Genomic DNA, 18,987 nt, shown 5'->3' with positions numbered 1-18,987 from the left:
GATATGCGTGCTTTGAAAATCGCGGCAACCGGCATGACTGCTCAGCAGATGCGGGTCGAGACGATCTCGAACAACCTCGCGAATATGAACACAACGGGTTACAACACCCGCCGGGCCGAGTTTGCGGATCTGCACTACCAGCAGATTGCGCGTGCCGGCGCGGTCAATGCCTCGGACGGGACGGTCCTTCCGACCGGTATTCAACTTGGCTTGGGCGTGCGGCCCGCTGCGGTTACCGTTCAACTGGAACAGGGCGGGCTTTCGGCGACGGGCAGTGATCTGGATGTTGCCATCGAAGGGCGCGGCTATCTCGAAGTGACGATGCCCAATGGGCAGTCTGCTTTTACCCGCGACGGTAGTCTGAAGCGTTCGGCCGAGGGCCTGATTGTGACATCGGACGGCTTTGCTGTCGCGCCCGAAATCACCATTCCGGACGATGCCAGATCGATATCGATCAATGCTGCGGGCGAGGTCTATGCCTATTTCGACGACACTGCCGAGGGGCAGTTGCTGGGCGAGTTCACGCTGGCCAGCTTTTCAAATGCCAAGGGTCTTGAGGCGGTAGGCAGCAATCTGTTCAGGGAAACCGAAGCGTCGGGTGCTCCTGTTGTCGGTACCCCGGGCGAGGATGGGCTGGGTACGTTGCGGCAGGGGTATCTCGAGGACAGCTCGGTCGATGCGGTGCGTGAGGTCACGGAACTGATCGAAGCTCAGCGCGGCTACGAGATGAACGCCAAGGTCATCTCTGCCGTCGATCAGATGATGGGCGCAACCACACAGGTGCGGTGATGCGGCTTTTGACCCTGATACTGTGTTTGACGCCGCTGGCGACTCTGGCCGAGATCACCGTGCCGACCCGTACGATTCGTGCGAAAGAGGTTATCGCGGCATCGGACTTGGAAACCAAAGCTGGTGACGTTGCCGGCGCGGTTCGCAATCCCGAGATGCTTGTCGGTCAGGAGGCGCGCGTAGCGCTCTATCCGGGTCGGCCAATCCGCCCTGCTGATATCGGTCCGCCCGCCATCGTGGACCGAAACGATCTGGTGACGCTGGTATTTGATCGCGTTGCGCTCTCTATCACCGCTGAAGGCCGCGCGCTGGGTCGTGGCGCAGTTGGCGAGCGTATCCGCGTCATGAACCTGGCGTCTCGCACAACAGTAACGGGCGTTATCCGTCCGGATGGTCAAATCGAGGTTAAATGATGCCGAGCCTTTCAAAACCCTTTCTATTCGCTGTTCTGAGCGTCGCGGCCTGTGGTCGGCTTGACCATCTGGGCAAGCCTCCCAGCCTGACGCCAAATACGGAATCCCCTGAACATGTGGCGATGCTATGGCCTGGGCTACCGCTACACAGCCAACCACAGCGAGCGGTCGATCAGTCTTCTTTGTGGAGCGGTGGACAGAATTCGCTGTTGGGGGATCAGCGCGCGATGAAGAAAGGTGATATTCTGACCGTCGTGATCGAACTGGACGAAAAAGCTGAGATTTCCAACGATACCAATCGATCGCGTGCCGGATCTGAAAGCCTTGCCGTGCCAGAGTTGTTTGGCCTGCCACAGCGCGCGGGCGAACGTTTGCCGGAAGGGGCTTCGCTTGACGAGGCTGTATCGATCGACTCGGCTTCGGTCAGCAAAGGCAAAGGGTCTGTCAAACGCAAAGAGAAACTGACGCTGCGCGTGGCGGCAACAGTCATTGACGTTCTTCCAAACGGCGTGCTCTCGATTTCGGGTTCGCAGGAATTGCGGGTGAATTTCGAACTTCGAGAACTGCTGGTCGCGGGGTATGTCCGGCCCGAGGATATTTCACGCCAGAATGAAATTACCTATGACAAGATCGCCTCTGCGCGTGTGTCTTATGGCGGCCGGGGGCAGATCACGGATGTGCAGCAACCGCGGTATGGCCAGCAAATACTTGATACGTTGCTGCCGTTCTGAGGGCCGGGATGATGGGGAAGCTGTTACCAATCGTGTTTCTGATGGCCGGCCTGGCCGCCGGTGTGGGGGCCCGGATCATACTGGCCCCGTCCGGAGAACCTGAGGATCATAAAGAGGTTACGCCGAAAACCAAGGCTGACAAGACGGATAAGTCCAAGCCCGACAAAGGCGATGGCTCTGAGGTTCATGAGTATCTGAAACTCACCAAGCAGTTTGTTGTCCCCGTCGTTACCGAGGATGAGATATCGGCGCTGGTCACCATGTCCCTCAGCCTTGAAGTGCGTCCGGGGATCACCGAAGCCTTCTATGAGATTGAACCGAAGCTGAGGGACCGGTTCCTGCAGGTCCTGTTCGATTATGCCAATATCGGCGGGTTTGATGGCGCTTTCACGCGGTCAGACAATCTTGCGGCATTACGCCAGGCATTGTTGGAGGTGGCGAGAAAGGACCTGGGTCAGGATGTCTCGCAGGTCCTGATAATGAGCGTTAGCCGTCAGGATACCTGAGCGGGTTCGCTTGCGTTCAAGCAGACGCTTTTGACTACGGTTCATGGGTTTTGGATTGCGCCGCGTCGTTTGTGATCTTGTAGACGGCGCGACAGATCAGAGACGGCTTGCTTGCGCCCGAATGCCTCGCGCAGCCGTTCCATTGCCTCAAGCTTCTGCGATCGCAGTTGGGCCAGTTCGATATTCAGGGTCCGCCGCGTCGCCGATTCCCAACTGTGCCACAACAAATCAGCTCCGGTAACGTGGTAGCCATCCGCCTGTGTGCTGGTCGACCTCACCTCGGTTAACTGAGAATCCAGACGCGCCAGCTGCTGGAGAAGTCGGGCTTCACGCTGCAATACGGGGTGTAGCTTTTGGTGTTCCCGCTGAAACACGGCTTCGGCCACTGTCGAAAGATCGTCTATGCGGTCATGTGTCATCCGATCTGCCCTCTGGCCCGCTTGCGCATGGCCTCGGCAAACCGAATAGCCGCGGCGACGGGGCGATAATGCTCTTCCGCAATCTCCTGCCCGATCTCGACCGTAGCGTGCAAAGCCCGCGCCGTAGGCGGGTCAGAGTGAATGGGAACGCCCGCATCTCCGGCGGTTGCGCGAATGGTTGCAGCGACTTCGTCAACCCCTTTGGCAACGCAGACCGGTGCGCTTCCGGTCGCGCGTGACCATTTCAGTGCGATCGCATAGTGCGTCGGGTTGACGATCACCACATCAGCCTTGGGGACATCGGCCATCATCTGATTGGTCGCAATGTCCTGCGCACGCTGCCGGCGCTGCTGTTTGACATGCGGATCGCCTTCGGAATCCTTGGTCTCGTCCTGGATTTCTTTGCGCGACATTCTGTTTTTGCGCATGTGTTCAGCCTGCTGCCACAGATAGTCGATAAGACCGATAGCCAATGCGATCATAATGACGATGAAGAGGAAGCGCGTGAGCAAATTCATCATCAACAGGATAGAGGATCGTGCGGGTGCAGCGCTGGCCGTTAGAATCTCGGGCAGGTTCGCGCGCAAGAACAGGGCAAGGCAGGTGCCGTAGATCAGCAGTTTCACAAAGCTCTTGGCGAATTCGAACAGGCCGCCCCGGCCGAACTTGTTCTTTGCGTTCGAGAGGATCGAGATACGCGAAGCGCGAGGCTTCAGTTTGTCCGGTGCAAAGATCAGTGCGCGCTGGGCAATCAGGTTCAGCAATACTGCTGCGGCCGGGACAATGAATAGTGCGGCGATTGGAACCAGCGCCGATGTCAAGATGCCAGCCACGGTGGGTGCCGCTGGTCCGGCGGTGAGTAAAATCGCAAATTGGTCTGACTGATCGATCAGCACGACAAACAGGGTTCCGAGATGCTCCGCCATGTATTGGCCTGCGACCAGAAGCGCTACCAGCAGCCCCAAATAGGCGGCCACGACCGACAGGTCATTGGATTTTGCCACCTCGCCTTTCTTGCGGGCTTTTTCCAGCTTTTGCGGAGTGGCCTCGAAGGACTTGTCGCTGTCGTCGTCCGATGCAGTCATCTCAGACCTCCGAGCGGATTCTGGAGAAAGACAAAAAGAGCGTCAGACCAAGTTGACAGGATCAGCGGTGCACCCGCGAAAAGCAGGAAAAGGCCTGCGAATGTTATTGCAGGGGCACCGACAAAGGCGACCATGAGCTGAGGCATGGCCCGGTTGATTACGCCCAGTGCGAGGTTGTAGATCAGCGATGCTATGACAAAGGGCATTGCCAGTGCGAAGGCCAACCCAAAGCTGCGGGCGATTTGGGTGATACCCCAATACGAAAGGTCCGGCGCGGACGGAAGCATTGCGATGGGAAACAGCGTATAGCTGTGGATCAGGAATTGCGCGGCTCGGATGTGCAGGCCCAGTAGTACCGCCAGCGCCAACCCGGCCAGCGTCAGAAGATATCCCATAGCCGGAACGGGCTCGGCCGCCGCTCCGCCCAGAATCTGAGATAAGGATGTAGCCTGTGCTGCGATCGAGCCCGCAGTTTGCAAGGCAAGGACAAACAGGCGCAGACCGATGCCAAGCATCAGGCCGATCAGGATTTCGATACCGATCAAACCGATCATGCCGGAGAAATCCGGCAGAACCTCTGCCGCAGGGATGGCTGGAACGACGATCATCGTGAAAGCGACCGCCACCCCGAGTTTGACCCGCACCGGGATACTGCGTTCACCAAATGCGGGCAGCAGGGAAACCAGCGCGGACACCCGAAGGAATACGGCAAACAGATGCCAGATGTTGTGGCCCAGATACGGCAAAAGCTCTGCGGGGACCGAGATCACGCGGGCACTGTCCCGACCAATGCAGGCCGCGCTTCGAGCCCGATCTCCTCGAAGGACAGGACTGGGTTTGCAACGCCGCGTGCGTGCATGATCGTTCGTAACAACCGGCGTCGTCGGGTCGATGTCACGACAGCCGGGAACAACCCGTGATCGGCTGACTTTGACACGCTCTCGACGACACCATCAGCCAGCTTATTGAATAGGTTGGGGGGTAAGGCCACATCCATGCCGGCGTTGGGCGCATCTATCTGGTAGGTGGCAAAGGTGTCCTCCCACTCCGGCGCAAGCTGGATCAGGGGGATCGAGCCGTCCTCGCGTTTCATGTCCGCGACCAATTGAAAGCCCAGCCGCTGGCGGACCAGTTCGCAAATCCCCTCGGGCTGGGTTGTGGTCAGGCGTGCCTCGGCCACACTTTCGAGGATCAGCGCCATATTGCGGATCGAGACCCTTTCATCAAGTAACAACCGCAGGATCGCGTGAAGCGTATCGATCGGCACTTTGTCGGGGATCAGCTCATCCAATAATTTGCGGTTGGCTTCGGCCCGGGTCGGATCGCTGAGCCGGGTCATTTCTGACAACAGCCGCCGCAGGGATTTAAGAGTCAGCAGGCGCGAGAAATTCTGTTTGATGATCTCAAGCAGATGGGTCGCCAGAATTTCAGGAGGTGTGACGATGGTGGCACCGTTCAACGCGGCGGTTTCCTGATCCTTGGGCAATATCCAGCGTGCCGGTGCACCGTAGACCGGCTCGGTCACGTCGGTGCCGTCCGGCAGAAAGTCATGCCCGTCCTGCACCAACGCCAGTACCAGTTCGGAATTCAGAACGCCGCGCGCCTGTTCGACCCCCTGCACCTTGATGACATAGGTTCCGGTTGGCAGATCGGCACGATCAGTCAGGCGGATTTCGGGCAGGATCAGGCCAAAACTAGAGGCGACATAGGTCCGCATATTGGCGATCCGCGCATCAAGGCCGGTGCCGGGGTTCAAAACCATGCTGACAAGGTCAGGCGCGAACTCCAGATGTACGTCATCAAGGTCCAGAATGTCACCGATGGCCTGCGAGACGGGCGTGTCGGCGTCGGCTGCAGGAGGCTCGGCCTCGGCTTCGGCCTCGCGCTTCCTGAGCCCGGAATAAGCGGCATAGCCCAGCACCCCGGCCCCGAGGATGAAGGGCAGAAATGGCAGCCCGGGGACCAGTGCAAACAACACCATCAGAACGGCGACAGTTCCCAGTGCCGCGGGGTGTCGTCCGAGCTGAGAGAATATTGCGTTGTCGGTCGCGCCTTGCGTGCCTCCGCGTGCCAAGAGCAAGGCGGAGGCTATCGAGATGATCACTGCGGGGATCTGGGAAACCAACCCGTCGCCAACGGTCAGGATGGCGTAGGTTTCAAAGGCGGACGACACTGGCATCCCGTGCACGATAACGCCCATCACCAATCCCATCACGAGGTTGAGCAGCGTGATCAGAAGCCCGGCGATCGCATCGCCTTTGACGAATTTCGACGCGCCATCGAGCGAGCCGAAAAAGGTGGTTTCCTGCTGCTCGCGCTCACGCCGTTCTTTGGCCTGCTGGTGATCGATGGCCCCGGCGGACATGTCACTGTCGATGGCGAGCTGTTTGCCGGGCATCCCATCCAGCGCGAACCGGGCGCCGACTTCGGCCATGCGGGCCGCGCCCTTTGTGATGACCATGAAGTTCACGATCAGCAAAACGCCGAATACCACCAGTCCAAGGAAGATGCTGCCACCCATGACGAACTGGGCAAAGCCTTCGATCACGTCGCCAGCCGCATTGGTGCCGGTATGCCCCTGACCGATGATCAGCTTGGTTGAAGACACGTTCAGCGACAAGCGCAGCATCAGCGAGGCCAGCAGGATGGTCGGGAAGGATGAGAAATCCAGCGGCCGTTCGATGAACAGGGTCAAAGTGAAGATCAGGATCGCCAGAGCGAACGAGGCCGCCAGCCCCACATCCAGCACCCAGGCGGGCATGGGAAGGATCATCATCACGATGACCGCCATCAGCGCCAAAGCCAGCAGGACGGTCGGAGAGAACAGGGTGCGGGGATCGATGCGGGGCACTGTCTGCTCCTAGTTGAAGGCGATGAACGCGGTGGCGGTGCCGCTGTCGGGAACCAGCGATCCCAATGCGTTCTTGCCAGCGGGATGGGCGTTCAGAGGGATAAGCGGGCGTGCAGAGGCGGTGAAAGGGTCGCGTCCAAGGTTTTCGTGTGGCCCGTCCAGCTGTGCCAATACGGTCTGAAAGCGGTCGGAATACGCGGCCGCATGGTGCCGGGTGCGTGAATGGTACGCTCCGGCAGCGGCGGGCCATGATCCGAGCTCTGCGTAAAGCTGGGCCAGAAACCGCGCCGCGTAGGCCGCGTTCTCGTCAGGATCGAACATCGCGTCGATAGAGCGGAAGGCTTGGCCATGCCAGCGGTAATTGATCTGAAAGCAGCCGACATCGAAGCTGCGCGCACCGGATTTGAAGATGTTAAAAACGTATGATTTTGCCTCGATCTCTGAGGTGAACCAGTATCCCTGACCTTCTCGATTGACGGTCCAGGGCCAGGGTTCAAGCCTTCCATCCAGTTCGCGACCTGTTTCCACGCGAGCGATGGCACGGAGAACGTCCAGCGGAACGCCCTCGGCCTGTGCCGCACGTCGCGCTGCGCGATCACACAGCGTCGCGGTCCCGCCGTTGGGCGTTGCGTATCCGGCCTGCGCCAGAAAGACATGCGCCACAAGCGCCGCACTCAGGAGTTTTTGTATTGGCATTCTGCCGGTCCGGGATTCTGATCAATCCGGGCCAAGCTAGCCAACCATCGGTTTACAGAGGGTTAGCGTGCCTCAGTTTCGGTCGATCTTCCGGCCGAAAACCACGCTGGTGTTGGTGCGTAGCACGCCGGGTACCCGCGCGAGTTCATCGACTAGAATGTCGAGGTCTTCGATCCGCGGCGCGTCGGCCGAGAGCAACAGATCAAACTCGCCATTGATCGACAGGCACAGTTTAACCTCGGGATAAGCTTCGAGGCGCTTGATGATGCGTGTGGTTTCTTTCTGCTGCACCTCGAGCAGGACGATGATCTGCACGCGGGGGGTGTCTTCGGTTTCGCGCAGGACGACCGAATAACCTGCGATAACGCCACGCTCTTCCATCCGGTTGATGCGTTCGTGCACCGTGGTGCGGGCGACCCCAAGTGTGTTGGCGATGCGGGTCGTCGAGTCGCGCGCATTGTGCTGCAAGGCGGCGATGATGCGTCGATCAAGCTGGTCCATTGGGGCTCCGGGGTTCGGGCAGGGCTTGTTCCGGTTTATGGCAGTTCGGCACCCGGGCTCAAGGCTCGCTCGGCATACGGGGGTGCAGATCATCAATGACGATCGGGTGTGCGTGGGGTTTGGGCCCGGAAAGATGCGGGTGATCCGGTGGAAGGTCAGGGTGGCTGTGGACCATCGCCTTTTCGTCGTTACGGGGCCAGGCCCTTAGCACAAGAACCAGACCCAGAGCTGCGGCTGCTGTCATTCCGACCATGGCCACTGTGGCACCATAACGGGTCATCAGCCATCCGGCCAAAGGATAAAGCACCAGCCAGCAGGCATGGGACAGGGTGAACTGAGCGGCGAAAACGGCGGGCCGATCTTCGGCATGGGCGGATCGGGTCAGCAGACGGCCCGAAGGCGTCAGCGTACTGGAATATCCAAAACCTACCAACACCCAGATCGCGGTCAGAAGCCACAGCGTTATCGGCAGGGTGGAGGAAAGTACCGCCGCTGCTCCCATAGCGCCGGTCGCCAGCGATGCTCCGCTGAGCATGACGCGACGATCAGAGATATGGTTCAGAAGGCGTGGCAGAGCGAATGCAGCCAGCATCGAGCCGCCGCCAAACCCTGCCAGAGCAATTGCCACGGCGCTCTCAGACAGATCGAGATCGCCGCGCACGATCACGACGGTGTTGACGATTACCATCGAACTCAGCGCAGCTGCGCTCCAGCTCAACGCCAGCAGGCCGCGCAGACGCGGGGTCTTGAGATAAATTCTGATGCCGCGTGTGGTGCGGTCATAGATACCGCGCGGCTCGGATGGCTTGGGTGAAGGCAGGGTGGCGGATACCACGAGCAGAGCGGAGGCAACAAAGCCGAGACTGGTGCCCAGAAACAGGCTGTTGAAACTGACGAACAGCAGCAGGGCGGCGGCCAGCATCGGGCTCAGCAGGCTCTCCATATCGACTGCGAGGCGTGAAAGGGAGAGGGCTTTGGTATAGTCTTGCTCGTCGGTCAGAACATCCGGGATGGTGGCCTGAAACGCGGGTGTAAACCCGGCAGAGGCGGATTGCAGGACGAAGATCAGAACATAGACCTGCCAAATTTCGGTAACGAAGGGCAGACAGAGCGCTACGATGGCGCGCACGAGGTCCAGTACCACCAGCATCCTGCGCCGGTCCAGGCGCTCGGCAAAGGCGGCGGCAAGCGGGGCGACGGTGACATAGGCCAGCATCTTGATGGTCAGCGCGGTCCCCAGCACCAGCCCGGCTGAAGCTCCGGCCAGATCGAAGGCCAGCAGCCCCAGCGCCACCGTCGCCAGCCCGGTTCCGGTCAGCGCGACGATCTGGGCTGCCAGCAGATGTCGATAGGTACGATTTGTGAGAATACTCAACATCGGTCAGAGATACTTGGTTATGGTTTTGAAATCTTCGACGCCATCGTCATCGGTTTCGCTGGACAGGCAATGGTCGACATGGTCGTGGATCAGCGCACGTTTGGCATTGGTGAGCGCCTTTTCCACGGCAAAAAGTTGCTGAGCGATATCCGTACAGGGCGCCTGATCCTCTAGCATGGTGATTACTTTGGCCAGGTGTCCGTGCGCGCGTTTCAGGCGTGCCGTGATCTGCGGATGCGATTTGTGGGCGTGTGTCGTCATGATTGATCCTAATCCCCCCCATGGGGATATTGTCAAGATGCACGTCTGACAGAAAACGCTCTCGAAGCGATGACGTTGAGTTTGCCTGCGAAACCTCCTATCTCGGGATCGAGACCGCACAAAGGAAGTCCTCGTGGCGAATTATTTGTACAAGAACGATCTGCCCGATGGGTTGGATATGGGCCCGGTCGTGGCCATCGATTGCGAAACCATGGGGCTGAACCCGCATCGGGACCGGCTATGTGTCATCCAGATGTCGGGCGGGGACGGAAACTGCCATATTGTTCAGGTGGAAAAAGGCCAATCATCTGCGCCGAACCTCTGCGCGATGCTGGAAGATCCCAACGTATTGAAGCTGTTCCATTTTGGTCGTTTTGATATCGCGGCACTGTTTCACACCTTTGGAGCACTTGCCGCGCCGGTTTACTGCACCAAGATCGCCAGTCGACTGGTGCGCACCTATACCGACCGGCACGGTCTGAAAAACCTGTGTCAGGAACTGATCGGCGTCGATATCTCGAAACAGCAACAGATGAGCGATTGGGGCGCGGAAACCTTGACGGACGCGCAGCTTGATTATGCCGCCTCGGATGTTCTGTATCTGCACCAGCTGCGTGATGCGCTGGATGGACGGTTGGCCCGTGAAGGCCGGACCGAGATGGCACAAGCCTGTTTTGATTTCCTCCCGACACGTGCGAAGCTTGACCTCGCAGGCTGGCCCGAAACCGATATTTTTGCGCACTCATGACCGATACCGAAGCATTTCTGAGAACCGCGCGTCAGGTTGTAGCCGACGAAGCCCGTGCACTGGACGTTCTGGCCGAAGGGTTGGATGAGCACTTTGCCGAGGCTGTGCAACTGATCCTGCAGGCGACGGGCCGCATTATCATCAGTGGCATCGGCAAATCCGGCCATATCGGCCACAAGATCGCGGCGACGCTGGCCAGCACCGGAACACCGGCGTATTTCGTCCACCCTGCCGAGGCGAGCCATGGTGATCTGGGCATGGTCTCGAAAGGCGATGTGGTTCTTGCCATCTCGAATTCCGGCGAAGCGCCTGAACTGGCGAACCTTCTGGCCTTTACACGACGCTTTGGCATTCCGTTGATCGGGTTGTCGAGCAAACCGCAAAGCACGCTGATGAAACAAGCGGACGTGCATCTGCTGATCCCGTCTCTGGGAGAGGCCTGCGGCTTTGGCATGGTACCCTCGATCTCGACCACGCTGACACTGGCGATGGGCGATGCTCTGGCGATTGCGTTGATGAAGTATCGGGATTTCCGGCCTGAAAACTTCCGCGATTTCCATCCGGGCGGCAAACTGGGCGCACAGCTCAGCAAGGTGCGTGATCTGATGCACTCTGATACGCCCGTCGTCCCCTCTGGTACCGCGATGAGCGAAGCACTTCTGGTCATGAGCCAGAAAGGCTTTGGTGTTGTCGGCGTAACAGATGCTGCGGGACGGTTGCTGGGTATCGTCACCGACGGGGATTTGCGGCGGCACATGCAGGGGCTGTTGGATCTGACGGTCGATCAGGTGATGACGCCTGATCCGCGTACAATCGGGCCTGACGAGCTGGCCGAGGGGGCTGTTGCGCTGATGACCATGCACAGCCCGAAAATCACTTGCCTTTTTGTTGTCGATCCCGAGGCTGATGGCCGGGCCGAAGGGATATTGCACATCCACGACTGTCTGCGCGTAGGTTTGGGGTAACCAGATGGCTGACGTCGATCGCCATTCCCGATGGGTGCAGTTCCTGAAGGTGCTGCTGCCACTCGTGGCGATTTTGTTGCTGTCATCCGTTTTTCTTCTGTCGCGCAGCATCGACACCAATGTTTCGGTACCATTCAGCGATCAGGATATCGACGACCGGCTGACCGATCAGGTCGTCACAAGCCCTGATTACAAGGGAGTGACCCGCAAAGGCGAAGAAATCCGGGTCGAAGCCCGCCGCGCCAGTCAGGGTAGCGAAGGCAACACTCCGACGGCAGCCGAAGTTCAGGGCCGCTTTGGGTTAAGCAACGGTGGCGAGATTACACTTGAATCCAACACGGGCATAATCCGACCAGACAAGGGCACCGCGACCTTCGTGGGGGATGTGGTCATCACCACCAGAGACGGCATCCAGGTCACGACCGATCTGTTGAATACGTCTCTGGACGAAATTCGGGGTGACAGCCCCGGCCAGATTGACGGAACCGGCCCGATTGGCGACTTCACGGCCGGACGAATGACATTTGGAACCGAAAAAAACGATGGTCCGGTCCATATTCTTTTTACAGGCGGCGTGAAGCTGATATACGAGCCGCAAAAAGCAGAAAGATAACTTGTGTTCGATTTACGTGTCGCCGTTTTGTGTTTTGCCGTGGCAGCGGGCGCTGCGCCTGTCTCTGCGCAGGAGGCACAGGTGGCGTTCGGCTCGGTCAATGCCGATCCGACTTTGCCGGTCGAAGTGACATCCGAGACGCTGAACGTGAATCAGGAGGACGGGTCGGCCGAGTTTATCGGCGATGTCATCGTCATTCAGGGTGAGATGCGCCTGACTGCGGATCGCGTTCTTGTCATCTACAACGAAGAACGCTCGGCCATCGAACGGATGGAAGCAACGGACAACGTTGTGCTGGTCAGCCCGCCCGACGCGGCCGAGGGTGATTGGGCGGAATACACCATCGATTCCGGCGTGATTGAGATGAAGGGCAATGTGCTGCTGACGCAGGGACCAAGCGTTATCAGCGGCGACGAAATGATCGCAAACCTTACGACCGGGACCGCGACGATGTCGGGACGGGTCAAGACCATCCTGCAGCAGGGTGGCAACTGATGAACCGGCCCGAACTCTCCGTCGCCGAAGGCTCGTCCGGTCTGAAGATCGAGAAGCTGCGCAAGTCCTATCGCAAGAAGACCGTCATCCGCGATGTCTCGATGAACCTGAACCGGTCCGAAGTGGTGGCGTTGCTGGGTCCGAACGGTTCGGGCAAGACGACCACGTTCTATTCGGTGGCCGGGCTGGTTTTCCCCGAAGCGGGCACTGTCGAGATTGATGGGCAGAATGTCACGACCCTGCCCATGTATCGCCGCGCCCGCTTGGGGATCGGCTATCTGCCGCAGGAAATGTCGATTTTCCGCGGTATGAGTGTCGAGGACAATATCGCCTCGGTTCTGGATATAACCGTCAAACATGCCCATCGCCGCAAAGAGCGGCTTGAGGAGCTGCTGTCGGATTTTTCGATCGAACACCTGCGACGCGCTCCGGCGCTGGCCCTGTCGGGCGGGGAACGCCGACGGGTCGAGATTGCGCGCTGTCTGGCCGCCGACCCGAAGTATCTGTTGCTTGATGAGCCCTTTGCCGGGGTCGATCCGATCAGCGTCGGTGATATCCGGCATCTGGTGGCCGATCTGAAGAAACGGGGTATCGGGGTTCTGATCACGGACCACAACGTCCGGGAAACGCTGGAGATTGTGGATCGGGCCTATATTCTGCATGACGGTCAGGTGCTGATGTCCGGAACCCCCGATGAAGTGGTCGAAAACGAAAATGTTCGCCGCGTGTATCTGGGCGAAAACTTCCGTATTTCATGAGGTTATGCGGAAATGCGCCTGACGCATGACGGAAATCACGTATATACACACCTGTTTTGATTGACTCTTCCCTCACCTCTTGGCTCAATTGGCTTATGGCAATTCTTCGGTTCCAGTCTGGATCTCGATGTCCCTTCTTGGAAGGGCAGGATCAGCGGCAACCGCAGAACATGCCGATACCCCCCACCCGATAAAAACAAGTCAGTCGCGCAACGCGACGTCAGAATGGGTGTGAATTGTGAAGGAGATCACATGCGTTACCAAATCAGCGGAAAACAGATCGACATCGGTGCGGCCCTGCAGACCCATGTGCAGACCGAACTGGGCGAGGTTGTGGGCAAATACGCCCAGCGGCCAACGGACGCCAACGTCGTCTTTTCCCGTTCGGCGCATGAATATGTATGCGAAACCACCGTGCATCTGTCGACCGGGCTGACCGCGCAGGCCAAGGCGCACGCGACCGAGATCTACGCGGCGTTCGAAGGCTGCTGCGACAAGATGGAGACACAACTGCGACGCTATAAGCGCCGCCTGAAAGACCACCATAAGGATCGGTCCGAGCCGGTTGAACTCTTTGGCGCGTCCTCTTATATCCTCGCCTCTGACGAATCGGAGACGGCTGACGAACCCGAATCGCTGCAGCCCATGATTGTGGCTGAGATGGAAACCAAGATCCCATCGCTCAGTGTTGGTGAAGCCGTCATGCAGATGGAACTCGCCGGTGCTCCGGTGCTGGTGTTCCGGAATGAGAACAAGGACGGATTGAATGTCGTTTATCGCCGCGAGGACGGCAATATCGGTTGGATCGATCCGTAACAGGCAAGACTAATCGGCCTGCCCCCGAATAGCCGGGGGCATGGCTTAGGAGCAAAATGATGGAGCTTTCGAGCATTCTGAAGCCCGAAGCGGTGCGTGTACTCTCCGCTGCTTCCAGTAAGAAGCGTTTGTTTCAGGAAATTGGCGATGTAGGCGCCGCAACGCTTGGGCTGGATGCGCAGGTGATTGTTGACAGCCTGCTTGAGCGGGAGAGCCTTGGCCCAACCGGCGTTGGTCATGGTGTCGCGCTTCCGCACGCACGGCTTTCCGAACTGGAATCGGTCTCGGGTGTGTTTGTCATGCTGGAGAAACCCATCGATTTTGGCTCGGTTGACCGTCAGCCCGTGGATTTGGCGTTTTCGCTGTTTGCACCAGAGGAAGCGGGGGTTGAACATCTCAAGGCGCTGGCGTTGGTGTCCCGCACGTTGCGTGAGCAATCCGTCTGCGCAAAGCTGCGGGCCAATCCCGATCCGGTGAAGCTCTATGCCATTCTGACAGAAGCCCAGTCAATGCAAGCGGCCTGAATTCCCCTGCGAACAACAAAAAAGAAGCCCCCGATTTTCGGGGGCTTCTTTTTTGGGTTTTGGCAATCGGCCTGATCAGCCGCCGGTTCCCATTTCCAGCGTCCACCAAATTTTTCCACCGCCCTCCTGATGCCAGGCAAAGCCCATCTGGGTGGCTTTCGGGTCCATAATAACGGCACGTGGACCGGGTTCCTGCATCCATGCGGCCAGCGTCTCAGTCTCGGTTTCATAAGTTTCCGAGATCGCTTCGCCCAGAAAGGTGCCGAAATACCCGACCCGGGCAGCACGATCTATCGGAGATGATCCGTCTGATCCGAAATGCCAGGGCCGGTTCTGCCGGGCCATGTCTTTCGAGTGGGTTGCGGCAGCTGCGTTCAGTTGTGAATTCAGTTGCACCTGCTGCAGACCAGAGGCCTGTCGTAACGCATTGACCGAATCCAGCATTCTGAACTGCAGTTTCTCAGGATTGCCCCGGATTTTATAAACGGATGGCAACGGTCTACCATCAGCACCGATCGTGGTGCCCGAATCGGTACACGCCGCCAAAGCGGCAAAACAAATCATCAGAATGGAAAGAATACGTGTCATGATCGGCCTGAATTTTGTGTCGACAAGGGAAATAGCCTGCCTGACCGCCCGGAGCAAACGCACAATGGCCGAACCTTGCATGAATCTGCCGGTTTGATTTGCGACTGAAGCATTCTGGCCATAAAATACCTCAGATTTTGCATTCGCTGTTAGCAAAGGACCGCTCTACATGGTCAAGAAACACATTCTTACTCCGACGCGCCGCGTATTTCTGGCGGGCGCTGGCGCCAGCATGGCCTCGCCTGCGCTTGCTCAGTATATTCCCGGTGACCCATTGCGCCCGGCGCCCGAACCTGAACCTCAGGTGCGTCGCAATGTGTCCGGCTTCAGGGCGCTGGACTGGCGACCTTACTTCTCGAACACCAACAACGGCGCCATTCTGGTCGATACCGTATCGCGGGCGCTGCATTATTGGTCAGATGATCAATCTGTATACAAACTTTATCCGTCATCGGTGCCTTTGACCGAGGAATTGACCCGCCGCGGGCGGACCAGTGTCATCCGCAAGGTGGAAGGGCCAAGCTGGTCGCCGACTCCGTCGATGAAAAAGCGTAACCCGGAATGGCCGGATTACATCCCGCCCGGACCCGATAACCCGTTGGGAACACATGCTTTGTACCTGGGTTGGAAATACTATCGCATCCACGGCACCCATGACACGCGCAAAATCGGCCGCCGATCGTCGAATGGTTGCATCGGCTTGTTCAACGACGACATTGCCGAGCTGTTCTCAATGACCAAGGTCGGCACGCAAGTGTTGCTAATTTGACGACATTTTCGCGCACGAACCCGCTTGCCGGGCAAGTTGCAATTGCATTCGGTCGGCATAGCTGATTAGAAAAACTCACGAGGTAAGTCTTAGATGTGCGGTTTCGATATTTGGAATCGCGCAAATTCTGGAGGTTAATATGAAGAAACTCGTTCTCGCTGCTGCTCTGACTGCTGCTGCTTCGACCGCATATGCTGGCAACCTGGAAGAGCCGGTTGTTGAAGCACCTGTAGTCGTTGAAGAAACCCAAGGTTCGTCGCAGGGCATCATCCTGCCGCTGATCCTGCTGGTTGTTGTTGCTGCAGCTGTTGCCGCAGGCTAAGTCGACGAGACTTTCATCGATTTAAAAGGCGGTGGTGCAAACCACCGCCTTTTTTCATGTCCGGCAAACGCGTGCGTTCAGTCCAGCCAGCCGCGCAGATTGTCTTGGATCACCTTGCCCAGCGCCGCGATATGCGAATCGTCGTCATTGAGGCAGGGGATGTAGGTGAACGATTCGCCGCCCGCCTCTTCAAAGCTCTCCCTGATCTCTTCGTTGATCTCTTCCAAAGTCTCGATGCAATCGGCAGAAAACGCGGGCGCGATAACGGCGATGTTCTTCTTGCCTTGCCGCGCCAGATCAGCCACGTGATCGACGGTGTAGGGTTTTAGCCATTCTTCTGGCCCAAAGCGCGACTGGAAGGTCGATACCAGTTGGTCATCCGACCACCCAAGACGCTCTTTCAGCAGCCTTGAGGTTTTGACGCATTGGCAATGGTAGGGATCGCCCTGCTGCAGATAGCGTTCGGGCATTCCGTGATAAGAGCAGACAAGGATATCTGGTTTGACCTCCATCGCTGCGTAGGCACGCTCGACCGAGCCTGCCAAAGCATCAATGTAAGCCGGTTCATCAAAATACGCAGGGACAGTACGGCTGGCCGGTTGCCAAGCCTCTTTCATTAACGCTCGGAAGAACTGATCGTTTGCGGTGGCTGTCGTGGCTCCGGCATATTGTGGATAGAGCGGGAAGAAAAGGATTCGGTCGCAGCCTTCCGCCACCATCTGACGAACCTTTGAGAGTGTCGATGGACTGCCATAGCGCATACAGAAGTCGACCATGACTTGATCGCCGTAGCGGGCGTGCATCGCCTCGCTTAGTTTGATCGTCTGGCCCTTGGTAATCGTCATCAGTGGGCTTTCACCCTTGTCGTGATTCCAGATCGACTTGTAAGCCTCACCCGAACTGAAGGGGCGCTTGGTCAGAATGATACCTTGCAGAATTGGTTGCCATTTCCACGCCGGGTAGTCGATCACCCGCTTGTCCGACAGGAACTCGTTCAGGTAGCGCCGCATGGGCCAATAGCTGAAGTCATCCGGCGTCCCCAGATTGGCCAACAGAATACCGACGCGGCCCGTTTTGACCTTGGGGTGGTCTGCGGGCGCATGGGCGGGGCGAGTGGCATCAAACATTGGAGCTTCCTGAATTATGGTGTCTGGCCTGAGATAAAGGGAATCGACCGGTCGTCAATCGGGCAGTTTGCCCTCATCCGTGCCCAGCGCATCGGCGAGGCGCATCTGGGCCGATCCCGGGCGCAGGGGTTTGGGCTGGCTGTCGTCCGGGGCCCAGCCGGTTAAGCAGATCAGCTCATATGTTGCTGTCAGGCGGCCCTCGGGCGTTTTGAAATGCGCGGCGTAGATGTCTTGCGCTTTGTCGAAAACAGTACGTCGAGTGGGGTGTTTCAGCCGATCTGTCAACGCGTTGGTTTCCCCCATGGCCCGCAAATCATGCATCAGGTGTATCAGATCGCGGTATTCTGCAGAGAGAGAAGCCTTATCGGCAACGGGCAGGGCAAGTCCGGCCCGTTGCAGCAACGCACCCAGATCACGCAGTTCCGCCATTGGTGCGATTCGGGGGCTGAGGCCGCCCGTTTCCTCAATCTCAGCCTGACTCAAAGCTGCGCGCAATTCTTGCAGGGTGTCACCGCCCAGACATGCGGCCAGCAGCAACCCGTCGGGTTTGAGGGCGCGATGGCATTGGATCAGTTGGCCAACCGGATCATTGGCCCAATGTAGTGCCATCGCGTGTATCACGAGATCATGCCCGCCGGGCGTCAAATCCAGTACGTCCTCATCCCTGATGATCCGGGCACCCGTTAACAAATCCTCCCAGATATGCGGGAACGGGGTCACAACGACGGGTGCCTTAAAGGTTTTGTTAACCATGGACAGACGATCCTGCACTTCGTCAACGGCGGTGCGGTGCAGGAACAGGGCCTCATCCCTTGCGCGGCTGCGATGATGCGCAAGCACTGAGCGGTCAAACAGAGAGGGTGCAGTTGTGGACGGCAGTTTCATGAGCCGCAAGTATCGCATTCGCCAGCGGATTCAAACCGCTGTTGAGATGATCTATCCCCCCCGCTGTCTTGCGTGCGGAGTGCTGACCGAATCGGACTTTGGACTCTGCGGTCCTTGCTGGCGTGATACGCCGTTTATCGGCGGAACGGTTTGCGAATGCTGTGGTGTGCCGGTACCCGGCGCGCGGGACGGGCACCGGATCGAATGCGACGATTGCCTCAGAACTCCGCGCTCCTGGCAGGATGGGCGGGCCGCATTGCTGTATCAGGGGGGTGCCAAGGCGCTGGTGCTCGCGTTGAAACACGGTGATCGCCCGGAACTTGCGCGTCCTGCAGCGCGCTGGATGGCGCAAACCGGGCGGGTGCTGATGCGTCCGAATATGCTGATCGCACCGGTTCCGCTGCATTGGACCCGCCTGATCCGGCGCCGGTACAACCAATCGGCCCTTCTGGCGCAACATTTGGGCCGGGAAACCGGTCTGACCGTGTGCCCCGATCTACTGGTGCGCATTGTACGTACGCCTGTTCTGGAAGGCAAAACGGCGGTCGAACGCTCTATTGCGCTTGCCAATGCCGTAAGTGTGCATCGCAGCCGGGAAGGTCTGCTCCGGGGGCGCGATATTCTTCTGGTCGATGACGTGATGACTTCTGGCGCGACGCTGGAGGCCTGCGCGCGTGTCTGCCGCGCGTCAGGGGCAAATCATATTTTCGTGTTGGTACTGGCGCGCGTTGCCAAGGATGCCTAATT

At 58.4% G+C, this 18,987-nt stretch carries 25 protein-coding genes; 14 read left to right on the top strand and 11 right to left on the bottom strand.

Annotated features, from left to right (window positions below):
* The first annotated feature begins 3 nt into the window (after positions 1–3).
* From flgG to RA27_RS15910, 4 genes are read left to right on the top strand one after another with little or no spacing between them, the layout of a single operon-like run.
* Positions 4–789, top strand: coding sequence for a flagellar basal-body rod protein FlgG (gene flgG / locus RA27_RS15925; RefSeq protein WP_039541097.1), 786 nt, complete (start codon positions 4–6; stop codon positions 787–789).
* Positions 789–1,202, top strand: a complete 414-nt coding sequence (flgA, locus tag RA27_RS15920; protein WP_039541096.1) for a flagellar basal body P-ring formation chaperone FlgA — start codon at positions 789–791, stop codon at positions 1,200–1,202. Before flgG ends, flgA begins: the two co-directional genes overlap by 1 nt.
* Positions 1,202–1,933: a flagellar basal body L-ring protein FlgH gene (gene flgH, locus RA27_RS15915; RefSeq protein WP_039541336.1), complete on the top strand. Its 732-nt coding sequence runs from the start codon at positions 1,202–1,204 to the stop codon at positions 1,931–1,933. Before flgA ends, flgH begins: the two co-directional genes overlap by 1 nt.
* An 11-nt stretch (positions 1,934–1,944) precedes the next feature.
* On the top strand, positions 1,945–2,439 hold the full coding sequence (locus tag RA27_RS15910) for a flagellar basal body-associated FliL family protein (RefSeq protein WP_343294163.1): 495 nt from the start codon (positions 1,945–1,947) through the stop codon (positions 2,437–2,439).
* A 41-nt stretch (positions 2,440–2,480) separates the two neighbouring features.
* Here the strand turns inward: RA27_RS15910 and RA27_RS15905 are convergent, their stop codons facing one another.
* From RA27_RS15905 to RA27_RS15870, 8 genes are all read right to left on the bottom strand, one after another.
* Complete coding sequence (locus tag RA27_RS15905; protein WP_039541093.1) at positions 2,481–2,858, bottom strand: hypothetical protein; 378 nt, start codon at positions 2,856–2,858, stop codon at positions 2,481–2,483.
* Positions 2,855–3,943, bottom strand: a complete 1,089-nt coding sequence (locus RA27_RS15900) for a flagellar type III secretion system protein FlhB (protein ID WP_039541091.1) — start codon at positions 3,941–3,943, stop codon at positions 2,855–2,857. Before RA27_RS15900 ends, RA27_RS15905 begins: the two co-directional genes overlap by 4 nt.
* A complete protein-coding gene (locus RA27_RS15895; protein WP_082025157.1) occupies positions 3,940–4,713 on the bottom strand; it encodes a flagellar biosynthetic protein FliR in 774 nt (257 codons plus the stop codon). The genes RA27_RS15900 and RA27_RS15895 overlap by 4 nt, the downstream gene beginning before the upstream one ends.
* Positions 4,710–6,794 (bottom strand): flagellar biosynthesis protein FlhA, encoded by a 2,085-nt coding sequence (gene flhA, locus RA27_RS15890; protein ID WP_039541089.1) that lies wholly within the window; start codon positions 6,792–6,794, stop codon positions 4,710–4,712. Before flhA ends, RA27_RS15895 begins: the two co-directional genes overlap by 4 nt.
* Positions 6,795–6,803: 9 nt before the next feature.
* Positions 6,804–7,490, bottom strand: coding sequence for a lytic transglycosylase domain-containing protein (locus RA27_RS15885; protein ID WP_052265321.1), 687 nt, complete (start codon positions 7,488–7,490; stop codon positions 6,804–6,806).
* A gap of 72 nt (positions 7,491–7,562) precedes the next feature.
* Positions 7,563–7,991: an Lrp/AsnC family transcriptional regulator gene (locus RA27_RS15880; protein ID WP_039541088.1), complete on the bottom strand. Its 429-nt coding sequence runs from the start codon at positions 7,989–7,991 to the stop codon at positions 7,563–7,565.
* A gap of 58 nt (positions 7,992–8,049) precedes the next feature.
* A complete protein-coding gene (locus RA27_RS15875) occupies positions 8,050–9,369 on the bottom strand; it encodes an MFS transporter (protein ID WP_039541086.1) in 1,320 nt (439 codons plus the stop codon).
* A 3-nt stretch (positions 9,370–9,372) separates the two neighbouring features.
* A complete protein-coding gene (locus RA27_RS15870; RefSeq protein ID WP_039541083.1) occupies positions 9,373–9,630 on the bottom strand; it encodes a metal-sensing transcriptional repressor in 258 nt (85 codons plus the stop codon).
* A gap of 133 nt (positions 9,631–9,763) precedes the next feature.
* On the opposite strand from RA27_RS15870, the gene RA27_RS15865 reads away from it, so the two are divergent.
* From RA27_RS15865 to RA27_RS15835, 7 genes are all read left to right on the top strand, one after another.
* On the top strand, positions 9,764–10,378 hold the full coding sequence (locus RA27_RS15865; protein WP_039541081.1) for a ribonuclease D: 615 nt from the start codon (positions 9,764–9,766) through the stop codon (positions 10,376–10,378).
* Complete coding sequence (locus tag RA27_RS15860) at positions 10,375–11,343, top strand: KpsF/GutQ family sugar-phosphate isomerase (RefSeq protein WP_039541080.1); 969 nt, start codon at positions 10,375–10,377, stop codon at positions 11,341–11,343. Before RA27_RS15865 ends, RA27_RS15860 begins: the two co-directional genes overlap by 4 nt.
* 4 nt (positions 11,344–11,347) lie before the next feature.
* Complete coding sequence (locus RA27_RS15855; RefSeq protein WP_039541078.1) at positions 11,348–11,956, top strand: hypothetical protein; 609 nt, start codon at positions 11,348–11,350, stop codon at positions 11,954–11,956.
* A 3-nt stretch (positions 11,957–11,959) separates the two neighbouring features.
* On the top strand, positions 11,960–12,451 hold the full coding sequence (locus RA27_RS15850) for an LptA/OstA family protein (RefSeq protein ID WP_052265320.1): 492 nt from the start codon (positions 11,960–11,962) through the stop codon (positions 12,449–12,451).
* Positions 12,451–13,209 (top strand): LPS export ABC transporter ATP-binding protein, encoded by a 759-nt coding sequence (lptB, locus tag RA27_RS15845; protein ID WP_039541075.1) that lies wholly within the window; start codon positions 12,451–12,453, stop codon positions 13,207–13,209. Before RA27_RS15850 ends, lptB begins: the two co-directional genes overlap by 1 nt.
* Positions 13,210–13,461: 252 nt before the next feature.
* Positions 13,462–14,025: a ribosome-associated translation inhibitor RaiA gene (gene raiA / locus RA27_RS15840; protein WP_039541074.1), complete on the top strand. Its 564-nt coding sequence runs from the start codon at positions 13,462–13,464 to the stop codon at positions 14,023–14,025.
* Between the two features lie 59 nt (positions 14,026–14,084).
* Positions 14,085–14,549, top strand: coding sequence for a PTS sugar transporter subunit IIA (locus RA27_RS15835; protein WP_039541072.1), 465 nt, complete (start codon positions 14,085–14,087; stop codon positions 14,547–14,549).
* A 75-nt stretch (positions 14,550–14,624) separates the two neighbouring features.
* Here the strand turns inward: RA27_RS15835 and RA27_RS15830 are convergent, their stop codons facing one another.
* Positions 14,625–15,137 carry a CAP domain-containing protein gene (locus RA27_RS15830; RefSeq protein WP_039541325.1) on the bottom strand — a complete coding sequence of 171 codons (513 nt, stop codon included), beginning with the start codon at positions 15,135–15,137 and terminating at the stop codon, positions 14,625–14,627.
* A 169-nt stretch (positions 15,138–15,306) separates the two neighbouring features.
* On the opposite strand from RA27_RS15830, the gene RA27_RS15825 reads away from it, so the two are divergent.
* Positions 15,307–15,906, top strand: a complete 600-nt coding sequence (locus RA27_RS15825) for a L,D-transpeptidase (protein ID WP_039541070.1) — start codon at positions 15,307–15,309, stop codon at positions 15,904–15,906.
* 139 nt (positions 15,907–16,045) lie between these two features.
* Positions 16,046–16,228: a hypothetical protein gene (locus tag RA27_RS15820; RefSeq protein WP_005979327.1), complete on the top strand. Its 183-nt coding sequence runs from the start codon at positions 16,046–16,048 to the stop codon at positions 16,226–16,228.
* Positions 16,229–16,305: 77 nt separating this feature from the next.
* On the opposite strand, the gene hemH is transcribed toward RA27_RS15820, so the two are convergent.
* Together hemH and RA27_RS15810 are read right to left on the bottom strand one after the other, a co-directional pair.
* Positions 16,306–17,355, bottom strand: coding sequence for a ferrochelatase (gene hemH / locus RA27_RS15815; protein WP_039541065.1), 1,050 nt, complete (start codon positions 17,353–17,355; stop codon positions 16,306–16,308).
* Positions 17,356–17,409: 54 nt separating this feature from the next.
* The gene (locus RA27_RS15810; protein WP_039541064.1) at positions 17,410–18,240 is read right to left on the bottom strand and encodes a methyltransferase domain-containing protein; all 831 of its coding nucleotides are present in this window, start codon (positions 18,238–18,240) and stop codon (positions 17,410–17,412) included.
* Here RA27_RS15810 and RA27_RS15805 point away from each other — a divergent pair.
* Positions 18,239–18,985: a ComF family protein gene (locus RA27_RS15805; protein ID WP_039541062.1), complete on the top strand. Its 747-nt coding sequence runs from the start codon at positions 18,239–18,241 to the stop codon at positions 18,983–18,985. The two genes, RA27_RS15810 and RA27_RS15805, sit on opposite strands and share 2 nt — an antisense overlap.
* The last annotated feature ends 2 nt before the right edge of the window (positions 18,986–18,987 follow it).

This window comes from Ruegeria sp. ANG-R (genome assembly GCF_000813985.1).
GTDB lineage: Bacteria > Pseudomonadota > Alphaproteobacteria > Rhodobacterales > Rhodobacteraceae > Ruegeria.
Note: the sequence above shows the minus strand (reverse complement) of the source record. Positions and strands in the feature narration are given on the sequence as shown.

Coding starts and splice junctions, on each gene's coding strand:
- flgG (WP_039541097.1), top strand. CDS start 4: ATGCGTGCTTTGAAAATCGCGGCAACCGGCATGACTGCTCAGCAGATG.
- flgA (WP_039541096.1), top strand. CDS start 789: ATGCGGCTTTTGACCCTGATACTGTGTTTGACGCCGCTGGCGACTCTG.
- flgH (WP_039541336.1), top strand. CDS start 1,202: ATGCCGAGCCTTTCAAAACCCTTTCTATTCGCTGTTCTGAGCGTCGCG.
- RA27_RS15910 (WP_343294163.1), top strand. CDS start 1,945: ATGGGGAAGCTGTTACCAATCGTGTTTCTGATGGCCGGCCTGGCCGCC.
- RA27_RS15905 (WP_039541093.1), bottom strand. CDS start 2,858: ATGACACATGACCGCATAGACGATCTTTCGACAGTGGCCGAAGCCGTG.
- RA27_RS15900 (WP_039541091.1), bottom strand. CDS start 3,943: ATGACTGCATCGGACGACGACAGCGACAAGTCCTTCGAGGCCACTCCG.
- RA27_RS15885 (WP_052265321.1), bottom strand. CDS start 7,490: ATGCCAATACAAAAACTCCTGAGTGCGGCGCTTGTGGCGCATGTCTTT.
- RA27_RS15880 (WP_039541088.1), bottom strand. CDS start 7,991: ATGGACCAGCTTGATCGACGCATCATCGCCGCCTTGCAGCACAATGCG.
- RA27_RS15875 (WP_039541086.1), bottom strand. CDS start 9,369: ATGTTGAGTATTCTCACAAATCGTACCTATCGACATCTGCTGGCAGCC.
- RA27_RS15870 (WP_039541083.1), bottom strand. CDS start 9,630: ATGACGACACACGCCCACAAATCGCATCCGCAGATCACGGCACGCCTG.
- RA27_RS15860 (WP_039541080.1), top strand. CDS start 10,375: ATGACCGATACCGAAGCATTTCTGAGAACCGCGCGTCAGGTTGTAGCC.
- RA27_RS15855 (WP_039541078.1), top strand. CDS start 11,348: ATGGCTGACGTCGATCGCCATTCCCGATGGGTGCAGTTCCTGAAGGTG.
- lptB (WP_039541075.1), top strand. CDS start 12,451: ATGAACCGGCCCGAACTCTCCGTCGCCGAAGGCTCGTCCGGTCTGAAG.
- raiA (WP_039541074.1), top strand. CDS start 13,462: ATGCGTTACCAAATCAGCGGAAAACAGATCGACATCGGTGCGGCCCTG.
- RA27_RS15835 (WP_039541072.1), top strand. CDS start 14,085: ATGGAGCTTTCGAGCATTCTGAAGCCCGAAGCGGTGCGTGTACTCTCC.
- RA27_RS15830 (WP_039541325.1), bottom strand. CDS start 15,137: ATGACACGTATTCTTTCCATTCTGATGATTTGTTTTGCCGCTTTGGCG.
- RA27_RS15825 (WP_039541070.1), top strand. CDS start 15,307: ATGGTCAAGAAACACATTCTTACTCCGACGCGCCGCGTATTTCTGGCG.
- RA27_RS15820 (WP_005979327.1), top strand. CDS start 16,046: ATGAAGAAACTCGTTCTCGCTGCTGCTCTGACTGCTGCTGCTTCGACC.
- hemH (WP_039541065.1), bottom strand. CDS start 17,355: ATGTTTGATGCCACTCGCCCCGCCCATGCGCCCGCAGACCACCCCAAG.
- RA27_RS15805 (WP_039541062.1), top strand. CDS start 18,239: ATGAGCCGCAAGTATCGCATTCGCCAGCGGATTCAAACCGCTGTTGAG.
- RA27_RS15810 (WP_039541064.1), bottom strand. CDS start 18,240: ATGAAACTGCCGTCCACAACTGCACCCTCTCTGTTTGACCGCTCAGTG.